The organism is Parabacteroides sp. Marseille-P3160 (genome assembly GCF_900162725.1).
Classification (GTDB): Bacteria; Bacteroidota; Bacteroidia; order Bacteroidales; family Tannerellaceae; genus Marseille-P3160.
Map to the genome: position 1 here is coordinate 3,920,443 of NZ_LT799418.1, position 17,690 is coordinate 3,938,132.

Below are 17,690 nucleotides of genomic sequence, written 5' to 3' on the forward strand. Positions count from 1 at the left end.
TTAATGTGTTAGAATATCATCAAATGTTTCGTCCGCATCTCTCAATGCTTTGCTTTTCAACCAAAATCGCAATTGTTTCGGCTTGATTATTCGTATGATTTTATTTTCATTATCATAATATCGTATGATTTTATGAATTTTTGCGCTTTTTGACGGATTCCATTCTGTCAATAAATTAACTAATGAGTTTTCTCGCTTCTCAAAAGGTATTTTAGATACTTTTTCATCTGTATATTTTAATTCGCAAACAAAATAAGCATCTCCTTGTATTAAGTTAATCAACTTATACTGTTTTCCATCAGAAGAATAGTATCTATTAAGATTCTCGGAATAAATGCGAGCAAAATCAATTAAATCGTTTTTGCTTGCATTTTTTTTGTTTATTAGTGATTTTTCTCCTTGTCCAAACTCTTCTAATGTGTAATTTATTATATCGTCAATGATAATTTTGTCGGATTCTGAAATTTTATTCCTATTCGGGAAGTAGGGTGTTTTTTTCAAATCTACTAATTCAAACACATAGGGACTCCTTATTCCTTGCCGCCCACTTATCGCCGTAATATAAAATGCAATTAAATCGGAATATTCATTAAAATAATTCTTTAACGACTGTATTTTTTCAGGAGTCCCTTTAAATTCAATTCCATCAAACTTTTTTTTCGTAGTGAAATCTTTCGCTAAAATTTCCGTAGGAAATATTCCTCTTGTAATATTTTTCTTAATCCCCCAACAATCAAGTCGCTTTTTAGGTATGAAAACTTCTTTATCAAACAATGATAATTCGATTGTTTTTTTCTCAACTCCATCGAACAAATCATCTTTAAGAACTTTACCCAAAACCGTTATTCCATTCGAACCACACCAAGTTTCAAAGTTCGGTTTAATTCTATTTAAATTATCAATAATATCGCAAACTCTGAAACCTCCTAATAAATTGCATTTCCATACATTCAATTTGTCAACAGCCAAATTCTTCGGAACTTGATAAAAATCATAATGGTCAAACTCAAAATAAAACCGTTCTTTACTTTGTTTCGTGCGTTTTGCTGTGATATGCAATATAGGAGCTTCTGTTGGTTGGTTGCAATCAACAAAAATAACTAATGAGGCAACAGTGGCTTCAAATAAGACTCTACGAAGAAAAGTAAAATCAATGATTTGTGTAATATTATAAGTCGAGAATAGATTCTTCCTAAAAATCAAAGAATTATCGGTATATAATAATGAGCCTGAGGGAAGGATCAAGCATAGCTTCCCTTTTCTTTCTTCAAGAAGGTGCATTGCTTTTTCAAGAAAAAGTAATGCAAATTCTTTTTTAGGATTTTTAAATTTTATCGGAAATTTATTGTGTAATAACTCTATATAGTATTCATACGTTTTTTCGTTTAATTTTCTTTGATTAAACGGAGGATTTCCTATGATCAAATCGTAATCACAGCAAGTATTATCATGTATTAGATATTCAAAAAAATCTTTTTGTACAAGATTTTCATCGTTTTGCAAATCAACAAATTGAAGTTCTGTCCATATCTGTTTTGGCGTTAGCATAGAACATAATGCTAATTGCAAACTAAACATTGATAAATTTATCGAATTAGGATTTACATCGACTCCGAATATGTTTTTCGAAAGAATATCTTTCAATATTTGGGGATTAGTATCTGCTAATTTATCTTGAGTAATATTTTTAATTCGCCAACGCTGTACAAGCCGTTTATAAGCAGTAACAAGAAAAATACCCGAACCACAAGCAGGATCCATAAGCTTTACATTCTCTTCTAAATTGTTTAACGGTAAATTTTCGTCAATCAACAAATTAACTACAAAACTTGGAGTATAAACCGCACCTGTATCTTTTTTATTATTTATCCCTGTTTTAGGAATAAATTCTTCATAAAAATTACTAATCAACTCTATAGGAATATGTTCAAAAGAGTATTCTTTCCAACCAAATAAATCATTTTTATATCCCGCTTCAAAGAATTGAGCTAAAATACTAATGTCTGACTTTTCAAGCTCATTTTTAAAATGATCATCTATATTAAAAATTCCACCATTAAAATGCTTTGCCAATTCGGTTAATAAGCAATGTAATTTATTCTGAGCTATAATACTTTCTAATTTATCATAACCTGTTGCTTTCTGAAAAAAGGCACGAGCATAATTTTCTCCACTTTTATCTACTCCTGTTTCTTCCAAATACTTTATAAGAATACATATAATCAACAGTTGGTCAATAAGAGTATGAGATAAATTACTTTTTCGTAATTCCTTGCGAACAATCCTCAACCCATTTACTAATCGTTCAGAGGCAATTTTAGAATTAAGAAAATGATTTCCTGATATTTGATTTTCCCAAAAACTCCCATTATTAAAGTTTTGTGCTCTGTATTTATTAATCGCGTTATTAACATCGGATAAGAAATCTATACAATCAATTGTTTTCGAGCTAATACTCCCGTCATTATTTGTTTCAATTGGTTTTCTGCTGTCGTATATTCTTATTGTTGTTTTATCTATTACAAAAAATACGGCAACTTCACAACTACTCCAAATTTCACGGTGTTTCTCAGCATAATATTCAGAGTTTTTTTGTTTTTGAATATTATCATACAAATAAATCTGAGCTAATGGTGGACGATTATCATCAAAAAAACGAAAATAAACGGCATCAGCATCGAATAATTTTGCTTTATCTAATGCGATAATAATGTATGGAGAAATATTCTCTTGTCTAATATATTCTTCCAATTTATCAACGAGATAAATGGAGGAGTACTCTTGATTCTCTATTTGAAAATCAAGCTTCTGGATATTAGCTATATATTCTTTGTTGTCCATACTGTTATTGTTTTACAAATAATAATACTTTAATACTTACAATTCCACTTTCGGCAGTCCCTTCACAATCTCCACCGTCCTTACACTCACCGTAATTATACTCAGTAATAAATCAAGGATATATCTTGGCTTGTTGTGCTCTCTTGCCCAGTCGTTAGGGTTGTTTACAATGCCGCTTTCTTTATGCGTCTTGATTTGATAACATTCCATGATCCATTCAATGGCGCTACGTCCATTAACAACATATTCGTACGCTTCGGCAGGAATATTCTCTATTGTGATTTGGCTATTGTAGATAATTTTTGATTTGTCTGTTTTTGACGGGAAACGCATTTTATCAACATGATAGTTCAGATATTCCATTTCGTCGCTACCCATTTGCTTCAATGTGTCTGCAACAGTCATGGGGTTATACATTTCGATAACGCCCGGATACTTTTCTGCATTCTCATAATGTAAATGCAGTTCAGCTAACTCACGACCAGCTTTGACATATTTCCAAAATATAGTGGAGTCATCAACAAATAGTATGCGTGGCAACATCTTCTTAAGGTCGGCTGCGAACTCAGTACGATAATCCGGATTATGCAGGAAGCCATACACATAGTAGAAAATATCTTCTTTGGTGGTTTTATTGCCGTATTGTTTGCGTGCCTGATTCAATGCGAAATCGCTTATGGCATCACGACGGGCATAAAACTCGTTCTCCGGTTCTGCCAAGCTGTCAAATAAGGTTTTCTCTTGTTTGGTTTCTTCATACCAATAGAGAGGGAAGCATTGCGCTCCTGCTTCTAAACTATTTAAGTCTGGAATTTTATCCGAGATAATTGTAGAAAAAGGTTTATTTCCACCTAAACCAGATACACTAATAATTAAATTCTTTAGTTCGGGAATAGGGAAAAGTTTGTCTTGTTGATAAGTTCTTTGTATTACATTCTTATCAAAGTATAGATTTTGCTTCTGAAAAGGTCTATATACTCCAATAGTATAATTGTTACATTCAATGGATAATTTTTCTCCTTTTTCAAATGATTTAGATAATTTATCATTCCAATTAATTTTTGTTTTATCAAAATGGTCTGAGTTCTTTTTTGAGTCAGGTATTAGTTGTCGCTGATTGTAGAAATCTTCCATTTTTTTTAAATTCCTCTTTAGTAGAGGTTGGGAATAATTATACAACCAAGTGTCAGCTGCAGTTGCAATACCAAGAGAGTATGTAGTAAAAATTGATCTCGTATTAGCATCGAATTTCTTATCAGGAGCTAAGGAGGTAAAATCACCAAATTTAGTATTCCTATGATTAATCCAATCATTATGCTCGTTTGGAGATAATGTTTGCCATTGCATTGCTGAATTAGCGACACTCTCCTTCTTTTTTACAATATCCAATTTTTCTTCGCGACTTAAGTAGTCACCTATATCGTGATAGTATATTTTTGCTTTACCTTTCTGTTCAGGCTTTTTCACCAACAATGTTATGCTAATGGGAGTACGACTACCTGAACCAAATATTTTACCACCTTCTTTACGTGAAATTTCACCACTTGTTCGTTGATTTCCTCTAAGATTGAATACATAAACAGAAGAAAACTCTTTTTCCAGACAATGACGAAAGCTATCCATTCCATTCCCATCAATCCATGCCCCATTACTAACAAAACAAATTACACCTCCGTTTTTCGGGTCAAGACGGTCGCTACTCCAACGAAAGGCTTTAATATATGCATCATACAATGCTTTAACAGAAGTTGCGCTACTCCCTTTTGCATACGTTTCTTCTATTCGCTTTTCTAATTTGGAGTAACTTTGGTTTTGTGCATTATCGTTAGCGGATTTCTGTCCGATAGAATATGGCGGATTGCCCATAATCACTCGCAATGGTGCTTTTTGCTGTTCTTGCACTCGACGAGAGTTTTGTGGAAACATTTCACTAAATAAGTCTTCGCTTTCTTTGGTCTCGCCCAGTTGGAATGTATCGGTTAAACAGATTCCATTAAATGGCACATAAGTTTCCGAATCTTTATTTTGCAAATCATGAAAAACATTTTCGATATTTACCGAAGCAATATAGTAAGCCAGCAAAACAATTTCATTAGCATGAATCTCTTTGCCATACTTGCGTTTCAGGTCTTCGGGTTTAATCAATCCGCTTTGCAGCAAGCGAGTAACAAAAGTACCTGTACCCGTAAACGGGTCAAGGATATGCAGATTCTCATCGCTCAATGTACGGTCGAACTCTTTTCGCAACACCGCATCAACCGAATGAATAATGTAGTCAACTATCTCAACGGGGGTATAAACAATTCCCAAACGTTCAACCATTTTCGGGAAAGCTGTGCGAAAGAACTTATCGTATAATTCAACAATAATCTTTTGCTTTGCTTCGGCATTGTCTATGTCTTTTGCCCGCTCGCGCACGGAATCGTAGAATTTTTGTAGTGTTTCCGTATCTTTTTCGTCCTTATTCTCTTCCAATAGCGCGAGCATTTTCTCCATAGATTGGGAGATGGGATTGTTTTTTACAAACGAATAATTTTCGAATAACGCTTCAAATACAGGTTGGGTAATCAGGTGTTGCGCCAACATTTCAATCGCATCGTCTTCCGAAACCGAGGGGTTGATATTTTTGTGAAGCCCTTTCAAAAACTTTTCAAAAGCCTGTTTATGCTTTTTATCTTTCTCAACAAGCTCTTTAATGTTCTCTATCTGGCGTACAGCAATATCGGCAACATCCCGTGCCCATTGTTCCCAATAACGTCGCTCACCGACTTTTTCGACTAACTTAGCATAGAGTAACGATTGCATATTGTCAAACTGAATAGCCATCTGCAAAGCAACTTCGCCACCGGAAACACCAACCGTTTCGGTGCCATCATTGTCATCTCGTCCATGTGAAGCACCTCCAATAATAATACTTTCAGGCTTGTGTTTATTCAGTTCTATCTTATTGATTGTTGCCTTAAAACGGTCATCATGAGCACGAAGGGCATTCAGAACAGTCCAAACGACAGCATAATCCGTGTTATTGCTTAATGCTTTTTCTCCTTGCACATCAGAAGGTACTACTACCGGAATAATGATATATCCATATTTCTTACCCGGCGCACGGCGCATTACACGACCTACAGACTGAACAACATCGACTTGCGAGTTTCGTGCAGAAAGAAACATAACCGCATCCAACGAAGGGACATCTACTCCTTCACTTAAACAACGAACATTGGTCAGAATGCGGCATTGCATGGAGGCTTTCGGGACAGATTTTAGCCAAGATAGCTTCTGTCCGCGAGTGGTAGCTGCCATTGTTCCATCAATATGGTCGCTTTCCACAACAACCATCTTTTGTTGTTGCTCGTCAGAAAGTTCTTTGTAATAAAGGTCATTCATCTGATTAAAGGTGTTGGTTATCTGCTTTGAGACTTTAATATTTTGGCAAAAAGCTACAGCCGTACACATCGGTTCCGGGTCGCTATTTTTTACGGTTCCTTCATCACCGACAATTTCTTTGCTAAGCGCATTTACACAACCAATCAACTTATTGACGTCATCGGCAGGAATTTCGGTTTCTCCGCATGCTACCATCCTTTGAGCCGAAGCAGTCATATCATTCTCATTGACGGTCAGAATCAATACTTTATAATCAGATAAAAGCCCCTTGCTCACAGCGGTGCCGAATCCGATATGATAAAACTCTTCGCCATAAATAGATACGTCATCCATTGAACAAAGAACCATATTATTATCCACCGCTTTTTTCTTTGCATCGTCATGGTAAAGACGAGGCGTAGCGGTCATATACATTCTTTTCTTTGCCTGAATAAAATCGTTATTGTGAACTTTTACAAATGCTGATTCGTCTTCATTGGAAAGCGTTACTCCAGTTGTTCGGTGTGCCTCATCGCAAACAATGAGGTCAAAAATACCTTTGTTGCTACCTATTTTCTTTTGATAAGCCTTTTGGGCTTTGCTAATAACACCAATGGACTGATAAGTACTAAAAACAACCGTTATTCCGGAATCGGAAGTAGATTGTTCCAACTGCTTTATAATAACATCTGTATCGGTAGAAGCAGGCAGAGCCAAATCAACTACGCTAAAACTGTCGGTATCTTCATTTTTGTTTTTCCGCTTACTCACTTCCGGATCTGAACAAATACATATAGGACTGATTGGATATTCCGCATTGTAAAGCCATTCTTCGAGTGTTTGCCCGAGCAAGGCAATAGAAGGAACTAAAAACAGGACAAGTCCTTCTCCATTCGTTATTTTTTCTGCGATTTTAAGTGAAGTGAAAGTTTTGCCTGTTCCGCAAGCCATGATAAGTTTTCCTCTATCAGCTTTTTGTTCCTGATAGTACGTAATAGCTTCTGCAATAGCTTCTTTTTGGTGTTCGAGCGGTTTGTGTTTGGGTTTAAGCGATTGTTCCCCATACAAGCCCTGCATTAATTTATCCCATTCAACACTGCTGTTTTGCAAATGATATAAAGATATACGGGATACCGCCGGCGTATGGTTTTTAATAGCCTCCTCCGCATTACTTCCCCATTTATTGGTGGTGGAAATCCATAGGCAATGCTCAAAGCGGGTAGTCATACCTGAATCATCCATAAATGAACGCCCTGCCGTAGTTAAAAAGCTATCAACTTCCGCTTTATTTATTGTAGCTGATTCCTGATAACATTTGCATTGAATAGCCCAATAGGCGCCATGCGTGGTTTGTGCCACAAGGTCAATACCGGTATCCTGTCCTCCCAAATCTTTTCTGAAAAGGAACTCCTCCCAAAGCCAAACGTTTTTAAAACGAGAAGCATAGAATGGTTCTGTCCGCAGATATAGCTGAATCAAACGTTCGAAGCGAGTTCCTTTTTCTCTCTCGGAAGCAGATTCCTTGCGGAATAAGTTCAGAATATCTTGAAATGAGGTCATATTTATTTCCTAATATTATTATCTGTAATCAAATCTTTTACCTTTATTCGTAATAAATCAGCAATCCGAAAGAGCGTTTCCAGGCTCGGCTGTTTCCGGTTACAAGCGTATGCATTAACCATTTTGAAACTCTTGTCAAGTTCTCCGGCAAGCCATACCTGAGTTAATCCTTTCTCTTGCAAAACCTCTTTAATACGATTCATTTTCATAGGATTACTGTTTTTAATTCGCCTCCAAAGATAGGAAATTTCAAGGGATATTCAGGCGAAATCTTTTTCTTTTAAATCTTCCTGAAAAAATCGCAGCTTAAATTGCTCTGTGATAGCTACAACCTCTTTTGTTCCATTAATTGAAATACAAAGCCTGCTTCTATCAGCACCAAACACGGCTTTTGCCGATTGCCCGTCCTGATTTGACATTCCAAAGCCGTTCTTCAATTTTTAGCTTGGAGCTGAATTGGGCGATACTATTTCCGATAATAATTTTGCCGATTATCGGATAAGCTACATTCTCTCCTGCATTGCTTTTTCCAAGCCTGCTTTCTCTTTTCAGGTAAAAAGACACCCTTAATTCGTTGTTCATAACACTCACATTTTTAAGTTGATAAAATACTTTCCATGTGAGTTATTTGAACAATGTAAACCTCAGACAAACAACGTTATAGTCAGACATTAAAGGTCATTGAAACGCTGTGTTTTGCTCCGTCAAAAATGGGTAATGTTATAGAGACGAAACGTTTGCTTTTTTATGCCGAAATCGGCATTTTAGCTACTCTCCACTCAAAGTTAATAACGGACATTAATTTCTGAATATTAGTCCATTACCCTCTTTCTCTCCCTTCGTTTTTTATCTTCTATTCCAAGGCAACAAGCAAAAAAGGGGAAAACGGAAAAGACATGATGTCTTTCCGTTTTCCCCTTCTGTCTAATTTGCCTTTATCTTTCCGGCCGTTCCTTATTTCAATTCAGCCAGGGCCCCTTTGATTCGTTTGATGGCTTCGACCAGATTCTCGTCCGATGTCGCGTAGGACAAGCGGATGCATTCCGGTGCACCGAAGGCGGCTCCGCCTACCGTAGCGACATGGGCTGCTTCCAGCAGGTACATGGCCAGATCGCCTACATTATCCACTTCGTAATTGCCGGCTTTCTTTCCCAGATAAGCGCTCACTTCCGGGAACAGGTAGAAGGCTCCTTGCGGAACATTAATCTTCAATCCCGGAATTTCCTTTAACAACTTCACTGCCAAGTCGCGGCGGCGGAGGAAAGCGGCGCGCATCTCCTCGACACACTTCTGATCACCCGTATAGGCAGCTACTGCAGCCTTCTGGGCGATGGAACTCGCACCGGAAGTGTATTGCCCTTGCAATTTATTCGTGGCCTTGGCGATCCATAAGGGAGCGGCAATAAAACCGATACGCCATCCGGTCATCGCATACGCTTTGGAAACGCCGTTGACAACCACCACCCGGTCTTTGATTTCGGGAAACTGGGCGATACTTTCGTGTTTCCCTATATAATTAATGTGTTCATAAATCTCGTCTGCGATCACAATGATATCCGGATGCTTGGCTAACACCGTCGCCAACCCTTTCAGTTCCTCTTGGCTATAGACGCTTCCCGTCGGATTAGAGGGAGAACAAAGGATCAAGGCTTTGGCCTTCGGAGTAATAGCAGCCTCCAATTGTGCCGGCGTAATTTTGAAATCCTGTTCGATACCGGCGGAAATCACCACATTCGTCCCTTCGGCCAGCTTCACCATCTCCACATAGCTGACCCAGTAGGGAGCGGGGACAATCACCTCGTCTCCAGGCCCTATGATGGAAAGCAATACATTACACACGGATTGCTTGGCTCCGTTGGATACAACAATTTGGTCGGTTGTATAGTCCAGGTCGTTTTCCTTTTTCAGTTTTTCAACGATAGCTTTGCGGAGATCCAGGTAACCCGGCACGGGAGAATAGAAAGAAAAGTTGTTATCAACGGCTTTCTTTGCTGCCTCTTTAATGTGTTCGGGGGTGTAGAAATCCGGTTCTCCCACGCTTAAGTTGATTACATCGATACCCTGAGCTTTAAGCTCGTTGCTTTTTTGTGACATCGCCAAAGTTTCTGATGGCGATAATCTAGCTAAACGATCTGAGACTTGTGTCATTTCAATACAATTTGTATGTTCATTTTATATTTGCGTTACAAAAATAAATAATAATAGGCGTACCGGCAACAGTTCGTCCTTATTTAATATTGTGGAGGATATGCCCCATCCGCTCTTTTTTCGTCTTCATATAAAATTCATTATATGGATTGGGTGTGATTTCGATAGGAATGTTTTCCGTCACCTGTAAGCCGTAGGCCTCCAAGCCGACCCGCTTGACCGGATTGTTTGTCAGCAGCCGCATTTTAGACACCCCTACCCTGCGTAAGATCTCCGCACCGATGCCATAGTCCCGTTCATCGGCCTTATGTCCCAGATGCAGATTGGCATCCACGGTATCTAATCCGTTTTCCTGCAATTTATAGGCCCGTATCTTTTCCATCAGGCCGATTCCCCGTCCTTCCTGGTTCAGGTAAACAATCACTCCTTTACCTTCCTTTTCAATCATTTTCATCGCCTTATGAAGCTGTTCACCGCATTCGCAACGTAGGGAGCCAAAGATATCTCCGGTGGCGCAAGAGGAATGGACACGTACCAAAACCGCTTCGTCTCTTTTGATATCTCCTTTGATCAATGCAACATGCTCCAATCCATTGCTCTTCTGGCGGAAAGGAATCAGTTTGAAATGGCCGTATTCGGTCGGCATATCCACCTTTTCTCCTTCTTCCACGATGGACTCCGTACGCAAACGGTAGGTAATCAAGTCCCGGATGGCGATAATCTTAATGCCGAATTTTTTCGACAACTTGATTAATTCGGGAAGGCGCGCCATCGTACCGTCTTCATTGATGATCTCTATCAGCGCACCCGCGGGTTGCAAGCCGGCCAGTTTGGCCAGATCGACCGCCGCTTCCGTATGGCCCGAACGCCTCAGCACACCGCGTGAGCGGGCGCGTAAAGGGCTTACATGGCCCGGACGTCCGAGATCGCCTGGTTTGGTGTTCGGATCGGCCAAGGCCAGAATGGTCTGGGCACGGTCGAACATGGATACTCCCGTCGTACATCCCCCCCCCAGTTTATCAACCGTTACGGTGAAAGGAGTTTCCAACAAGGAAGTATTATGAGTGACCTGCATCTCCAGTTCCAGCGCTTCGCATTTCTCTTCTGAAAGCGGCGCACATAAAACGCCACGTCCATAAGTCATCATAAAATTGACTTTCTCCGGCGTGATTTTCTCCGCCGCTATAATAAAGTCTCCTTCATTTTCACGATCTTCGTCATCCACGACAATAAGGAATTTCCCTTCGCGGAAATCCCCGATTGCTTCTTCGATCGTATTTAATGAATAATCTGCCATGATTTATTTATTAATTAGTTTGTTAATCATTTCTTGTAATTCTTCGTTGATCTTGCTTATGGCCTGCATATCCTGCCACATCAGCTTACGCCGATAATTTGCCAGCAAATAAAGCGGAAGCCCGACAGGAAAAAAGATAGAGAACAGACGGCCGAGCTTAGGAGTGACCTGCTCGGAAAACAAATCATATCCTATCAAAACCGGATAGTCCATCAGTTTGTTCAAAATCAGTATCTGATCCGAATTGGATAATTCTTCCACGATCGATTCCACTTCGGTTGCAATCTGTTTCGCCTTATCGTCTTTCCCCCTTGTTTGCCAAAAAGAAAAGTATCCGATCCATTTTCTTTGGCTATCCAGATAGCTTTTATTATCCGCAATCAACTTTTGCAAGCGTGCGGAGATGGCTGGATAATCCGGATTATATATAACAACTTCTTTCTTCTCTATTTTCCGGTTTGAGCTTTTTCCAATCAGTTTCTTAAACGCATTTAGATAGGTATCCGCATTCAGGATCACAGAATCATTGGTCGCCTTGTAAGTCAGGAATACGCCCAGCGGCGTAAGTATGGCGGAACTCAGCCACATCCCTTGCCAAGCTTGCCAGATTCCGTTCGTAGCCATCTTAAAACCTATATTATCAATGATATAATAAAAGATAAAGAGAAAGACCGAAATTACGACCGGCATTCCTAATCCTCCCTTCCGGATAATAGCGCCCAAGGGAGCGCCGATAAAAAAGAAGACCAGGCAAGCGAAGGACAAGGTAAATTTCTTATACATCTCCGTCTGGTAGCGCCTTACCTTTTTCGCCTCATCCGCAATCGAAAACGACTTGAACATATAATCGGAACGCGTACTTTCAATAGATGATTTCGCCCGGTTCAACACGGATAACTGCATTCCGGGCGAAAGGGCAAAGAAAGCGCTGTCGAACGGAACGGACAAGGCAACAACCGGTTGGTCCGGGAGGCCCTCTTCTTCGTCCACATGGAGACCTGCATCGCTTTTAGTTTTCTCAAGCGGGCTCTTTATTTCGGGACGAGTAAGAGTCCGCTTATATGAAAGATCATAGATACTTTTGGCGTTCAAAGCCCGCGCACTGTCCAACCGTACGGTCATCGAATCGAGCGAAGTCTGAAGGTCCGCCAGGTTCTTCCCAATGTATTGCGACTGCATCAGCGATTCATCTGTACGGCTGAAGTTGGCATCGAAGTTAATCAGAATATCTTTATAGGAGAAAGATTCCCGCTGGTAGGAAACCGCGTCGGAGGAACGGTTGGAAGTCCGCGTATTCAGATTCTGGAACGATTCCCCATTAAACAGGGAAAGAATCAGATAAAGCTTATTCGCAGAAGTCTTTAGCCTGCCGGAGTCCGCTCTGACAACATAGGCATTATTAAATCCTTCGGAATAGTTATAAATCATAATATCTTTCAACAATCCGGTTTTAGGGTCTTTGCCCTTGATATAGACATTATAACCGGGAATTTCCTTGCAGAAAATACCGACCGGAATCTCCAACTCAGGGGATTTCTGACGTATGGAAAACAGCAACGTATACATTTTAACCTGAGACACCGGAATAATATAATTCTGGAAACAGAAGGCCCCGCCGGCAATAAACGAAACGGTGATTATCAATGGCTTCATAATCCGGAGAAGCGATACACCGGAAGACTTCATCGCCAAGAGCTCCAGACTCTCGCCGATATTGCCGAAAGTCATCAGGGAAGCCAATAAGATGGCCAGCGGCAAAGCGGTCGGCACAAACGAAAGAGCCGCGTAGAAAAACATTTCCGCCAAGACATGCAACTCCAGCCCTTTGCCAACCATCTCATCCACATACCTCCACAAAAACTGCATTAAAATGATAAACAGGCAGATCCCGAACGTCATAGCGAACAGCGGCAGGAAAGTCTGCAACATAAAAGAATATAATCGTTTAATTTTCAGCATTGCCTATTGATTGGAAGGGCAAAAGTAGTGGAAAAAACGATACGTTCATGCCTAAAACCGGACTAAATGCCTAAGGTACGTTTCAATACTTCAACTTGTGAATCCCACAAACTAATCGAATCGGCCTTTTCATCCAATTCTGCGAAATCGGTTATCTCCAAAGCCGTCGAACCGGTCAGTTCGATCGTATGGATTATAAATTCGAAATAAATAGACGGATCCTCCTCCTCTATCCAACGATAACGGATGCTTATTTCCGGCTTGGCTGATACCAGTTCTGCTTTTTCCTGTGTTTTATTCCAATAAAAAGTATACTCGTTTTCATTGATTTCAACATCATCTGCGAACCACGCAGAAAGGCCAGGAGGAGTTGTTAAATGATTCCACAGACTACGCCTCGAGACTTTATCAAAAATGTACTCGATGTGAAATTTCTCTTTTTTCATCTGCCAGTAACGTTTATTTGGGCACAAGTTACTCAAAAGAATCGAATTAGAACCATTCCGCCTGCTGAAAAAACAACCTTTTTAATAGAACCACGGTCTAATGCGGCCTGGCAAGCCTGTTTTTTTAAGAAGAACTGTTGCACAAGAAAAAAAATACCTCTACTTTTGCACAACTTTAACGAAAGATGGCGAGATAGCTCAGCTGGTTAGAGCGCATGATTCATAATCATGAGGTCCCCGGTTCAATCCCGGGTCTCGCTACCATAAAAGAGAAAGGTTTACGATATACTGTCAGCCTTTCTCTTTTTTTTCAATAAACGCCCTACTTTTGAAGGAAAGAGGCGGTAGCGTCGATCATCCGGCCGTCCTCTATGCGGTAAAAACGCTGGTTGGTCGTCCGGGAATCCAAGCCTCCCAAACGTTCATCATAGGCTCCCAATTTGATATAATCGAAATTCCGTGCGGAACATTGCGGAGGAAGCGCCTCCCGGCCGGAATACCATCCGGTCTTGATGCGCCCATCCGTTTTATTCTTGAGGAAAGACGAAAGATGTTCCACGCTTTCGGGCGTCGCATCTCCTCCCATGAAACAGACGCAGGTGATGGCTTTCCCATACCGTTCAAGCAAGCCGGAGAGGGTTTCCTCGTCCAGTTCATTTCCCGTATTTTCGCGTAAATAAGGACTATGGCAACCTTTGCAACGAAAAGGACAGTTGGAGAGGTTGATCGCCAGCGTCACCTCTCCCGGGACTTCCTGAAAGACAATATCATAATTTACGAACCGAAGCATAATACCGACGAGAGGCCTCCTGCTGCCTGGGTTGTGAGAAATTACTGATGCGTTTCATATATCCGATGATCCGGGTCAGGTAATCCAGATTTTTACTATGGCAGACCGGACATTCTTTCAGATTGTGCTTGTCGATATGCCCGCAGTCGTTACATATTGTATTCGGGACATTGAACGTAAAATAGTTGCAGCCTTCCTGGGATGCGATGCGAAGCAACTGGCGATATTGTTCTTTGCCCAGATGCTCCTCCAGGTTAAGGTGCAAAGCGGATCCCCCGGTCAGGTGCTCGATATAATCACGGCCGTGAAGACGGATTTTATCGAGAATATTCATCGATTCGTCCTCTACGATGTAAAAATAACTATTGTAGCAGTCGCGGTTGACCTTGTATCCGTCGCGTTTATCCCATTTGGCATGCTTAACGCCCACATTTTCGGCCGGGATCATTTCACAGTTAAACATCACCTCCTTGGTGCGGTATCTCTTGTTATAGGTTTCGATAAGTCCCAGCACTTGCCGTACAAACTCGACATAACGGGGATTATCCGAAATTTCGATGCCCAGGAATTCCGCTGCTTCCACCAGTCCGTTGACGCCGATGGTAAGGTATTGGCGACTCATATTGATATAGCCGGCGTCAAAGAGAGGCAGCATTCCTTTTTCCTGCAGATATTTCAGGTTTTCGTTATAACCCAACTGAACTTTGTGCACCAGATCCACCACTTCTTCCAAAAAGAACTGGTAAGGCATACCCTTCCGGGCGGCGTACTGGACACAACGGTTCAGATTGATGGTTAATACGCTTTTCGAACCGGTGGACACCCCGCCCGCTCCTAACGTATAGCTGAAACCATTGTCCTGTATTTCATTGCGAAGGCGGCAGCAACTACTGAGCGAATCGGCGCTGTCGCTGATGTAGGTAAAGAAGGAATGGCCTTCGGCGTACATCTGCGCGGTGAAATCGCCGTATTCCCGGTCTTTGGCGTCGCCGTTTTCCGTCAGAAGCGCCATCGTTTCAACCGGAAAAGTCAACACCGTGCGGGTACGCTCCCGGTTGAACCATCGCATGAAACGTTTCTGCAACCAACTGAAGGATTCCCAGTGGGGTTTGCTTCCATCGGGGAAGATAAAGTTGTCGAACAGGCTTTCAAAATAATACCGGTCATAGTAAGAGATATTCCAGAATACGGCCTGGAAATTCCTTGCTCCGGTAGGTTGGTTGATAGAATAGACAATCTGTTCGAAATAGTCGGTAATCATCTTGTCCAATGTCCGCCGTCTTTTAGACAAATCGACCACCTCATCGGTATGTTGATAATAATCATTTCCGTACTCCAGCCCGATAAAATAATTCATGTACATCAGGAATTCCGGTGTGGCGCAAGCACCGCTCAACATACTGGAAACCATGAATACCATGTTGACAAAGCCTCCGCAGAACGATTTCAGGTTGGTAGGCGCCTTGGAATTTCCACCGATAGACATGGTACCGCTGATCAACCACGGGTACATCGTGATGCTGGCGCAATAATTGGCCAGGCTTGTTTCATCATTCTTATAGATAAAATGATTGTTCAACAATTCGATATAACGGTCGGCCACCTCCTTGCCGAACATCTCCTTAAGCCGGTCCGTAAGCAACCGGCGGTTCAGGCGGATGAAATTGGATTTGGGAAGCTCTCCCATCAGGGTCGCCATATTCTTATTTTCCACGTTGGCATTGGAATCATATTTACTGCCGGAAGCCGCATTCTGGGCGTTGCAGTAATCGATCAGAAACTTCAGCTTGTCCCGCACTTCCCGGTCTTCCAGATGCTTTTGCCTGTACAACATAAAGGATTTGGCTACCGCATAGTACCCTTCGGCCATCAAAGCCACTTCCACCTGGTTTTGTATCTCTTCCACCGTGATTCCGTCCCGGATGTTTACCCGGCATAAAACATTGGTTATCACATCCTCTACAGCAAAACTTCCGGCCGAAAGAAACGCTTTCGCAATCGCTTTCTTAATTTTTTCGATAGAAAAAGACTCCTTTTTCCCATCTCTTTTGACAATGTATAATTCCATACTTATCTAATTTTGTTTAAAGTGCCATTATTAGTCGGAATATCATTCGGTCGAATAAGAGGAAGAAGAAGAGCTTTTGGTTTCAAGCATAAAAAAAGGCGTGAAGTAAAAGCTATCCTTTCGCCTTTCACCCGAAAGCACCGGATTCCGTTTGACATGGCAGGTCTTCTGACTTGTTTCAAGCAATGCACCTTCCCAGCCTTCCGGCCAGTGGTAAAAGAGAAGCATGCCCTTCAGCGAAACTTACAGCTACGGGGATAGTCCCTGACTTTCACAGGATTCCCTTTTGATCCGGAATTACCGGAACCATATCGGCAACAAATGTAATGGATTTTTGCAATAAAGTATTCTACTTGGGAAAATATTTTCTATATTTTTCAATAAATATTTTCCAATTATTTTTATTAACAACTGGAATACAACGATATAAAAAATAATTAATATCAAAAAGTTTTCCAAAAATACCATTATAAAATAATTCAGTATTAATTTTTAACTTCATTTTCAGCTTCATTTTTACCCATTCACATCTTATTAAAAATAAAGATTTCATTTTTCGTATTATTAACACCTCCGGAGAATAATAGAAGAAAGTCGCCTCTATATTTGCATCGTTTTTCTAAACAAAATGTTTAACTTTCAAATGGAAAAAACAGTATGAAAAAGTTGATTCTTTCCTGTTTAATGATTTCCGCTCTTATTGCTTCAAGCGCTGTAATGGCTCAGGATGTTACAAAGAAAGCAACCCCGGCCAAAGCTAAAACCGAAGTAAAAGCTAAAGTTGAACCAACCAAAGAAGAAGTTAAAAAAGACGCGAAGGCTGTGAAACATCATGCAGCAACCTTTTCCGCCAAGAAGGATAGCCTGTCAAAAAAGAAATGACCTGTCCTTAACAACTAAAAAGCCGGCTCTCATTAGTGAGACCGGCTTTTTCCGTTTATTTCAGTTCGAGAACAAACTCTTTGCGCGGATGCCTTGCCTTAGGCAAATGCACCAACCAATCGTTCGCCTCATCCTTTCTGTTTTAGTCCTAACTTTGCATATGGTTTGGAAAGAAGGAATCATGCCTTTGGCCGGTGCCTGACCGGAAACAATTAGCTACTAACTTCTTTTAAAGGTTAATTCAACCAATCTATGCCGATTATGTTTAGTTTTGCATACAAATAAAACAAGAATCATATCAGAGGACTTAAATACATAGTAATCTTTTTATTT

General features: G+C 40.6%; 11 protein-coding genes, 1 tRNA gene and 1 riboswitch. Of the genes, 2 read left to right on the plus strand and 10 right to left on the minus strand.

The genetic code is table 11. The features are described 5' to 3' along the window. The 8 genes from BQ8014_RS15815 to BQ8014_RS15850 all read right to left on the minus strand — a co-directional run bounded on the left by BQ8014_RS15815 (position 1) and on the right by BQ8014_RS15850 (position 13,617). Positions 1 to 2,841: an HsdM family class I SAM-dependent methyltransferase gene (locus tag BQ8014_RS15815; protein WP_080905200.1), complete on the minus strand. Its 2,841-nt coding sequence runs from the start codon at positions 2,839 to 2,841 to the stop codon at positions 1 to 3. 36 nt (positions 2,842 to 2,877) lie between these two features. Beyond that, entirely contained in the window at positions 2,878 to 7,767 is a 4,890-nt protein-coding gene (locus tag BQ8014_RS15820) for a DEAD/DEAH box helicase (RefSeq protein ID WP_080905201.1), read from the minus strand. A gap of 2 nt (positions 7,768 to 7,769) precedes the next feature. Next, the gene (locus tag BQ8014_RS15825) at positions 7,770 to 7,976 is read right to left on the minus strand and encodes a helix-turn-helix transcriptional regulator (RefSeq protein WP_080905202.1); all 207 of its coding nucleotides are present in this window, start codon (positions 7,974 to 7,976) and stop codon (positions 7,770 to 7,772) included. A gap of 163 nt (positions 7,977 to 8,139) precedes the next feature. Then, positions 8,140 to 8,349: a hypothetical protein gene (locus tag BQ8014_RS15830; RefSeq protein WP_080905203.1), complete on the minus strand. Its 210-nt coding sequence runs from the start codon at positions 8,347 to 8,349 to the stop codon at positions 8,140 to 8,142. Positions 8,350 to 8,721: 372 nt separating this feature from the next. After that, on the minus strand, positions 8,722 to 9,915 hold the full coding sequence (locus BQ8014_RS15835; RefSeq protein WP_080905204.1) for a pyridoxal phosphate-dependent aminotransferase: 1,194 nt from the start codon (positions 9,913 to 9,915) through the stop codon (positions 8,722 to 8,724). A gap of 79 nt (positions 9,916 to 9,994) precedes the next feature. Beyond that, positions 9,995 to 11,212, minus strand: coding sequence for a bifunctional 3,4-dihydroxy-2-butanone-4-phosphate synthase/GTP cyclohydrolase II (locus BQ8014_RS15840; RefSeq protein WP_080905205.1), 1,218 nt, complete (start codon positions 11,210 to 11,212; stop codon positions 9,995 to 9,997). A gap of 3 nt (positions 11,213 to 11,215) precedes the next feature. Further along, positions 11,216 to 13,171 carry an LptF/LptG family permease gene (locus tag BQ8014_RS15845; protein ID WP_234998067.1) on the minus strand — a complete coding sequence of 652 codons (1,956 nt, stop codon included), beginning with the start codon at positions 13,169 to 13,171 and terminating at the stop codon, positions 11,216 to 11,218. Between the two features lie 62 nt (positions 13,172 to 13,233). Beyond that, positions 13,234 to 13,617 carry an START-like domain-containing protein gene (locus tag BQ8014_RS15850; RefSeq protein WP_080905206.1) on the minus strand — a complete coding sequence of 128 codons (384 nt, stop codon included), beginning with the start codon at positions 13,615 to 13,617 and terminating at the stop codon, positions 13,234 to 13,236. 187 nt (positions 13,618 to 13,804) lie between these two features. Between BQ8014_RS15850 and BQ8014_RS15855 the strand changes: the two genes are divergently transcribed. Next, a tRNA-Met gene (locus BQ8014_RS15855) sits at positions 13,805 to 13,881 on the plus strand. Positions 13,882 to 13,939: 58 nt separating this feature from the next. Here the strand turns inward: BQ8014_RS15855 and nrdG are convergent. After that, on the minus strand, positions 13,940 to 14,407 hold the full coding sequence (gene nrdG, locus BQ8014_RS15860) for an anaerobic ribonucleoside-triphosphate reductase activating protein (RefSeq protein ID WP_080905207.1): 468 nt from the start codon (positions 14,405 to 14,407) through the stop codon (positions 13,940 to 13,942). Next, positions 14,385 to 16,475, minus strand: coding sequence for an anaerobic ribonucleoside-triphosphate reductase (nrdD, locus tag BQ8014_RS15865; RefSeq protein ID WP_080905208.1), 2,091 nt, complete (start codon positions 16,473 to 16,475; stop codon positions 14,385 to 14,387). The genes nrdG and nrdD overlap by 23 nt, the downstream gene beginning before the upstream one ends. Before the next feature lie 140 nt (positions 16,476 to 16,615). Then, a riboswitch (cobalamin riboswitch) is annotated at positions 16,616 to 16,801 on the minus strand. A 331-nt stretch (positions 16,802 to 17,132) separates the two neighbouring features. Between nrdD and BQ8014_RS15870 the strand changes: the two genes are divergently transcribed. Further along, positions 17,133 to 17,357, plus strand: a complete 225-nt coding sequence (locus BQ8014_RS15870; protein WP_080905209.1) for a hypothetical protein — start codon at positions 17,133 to 17,135, stop codon at positions 17,355 to 17,357. Positions 17,358 to 17,690: the final 333 nt, after the last annotated feature.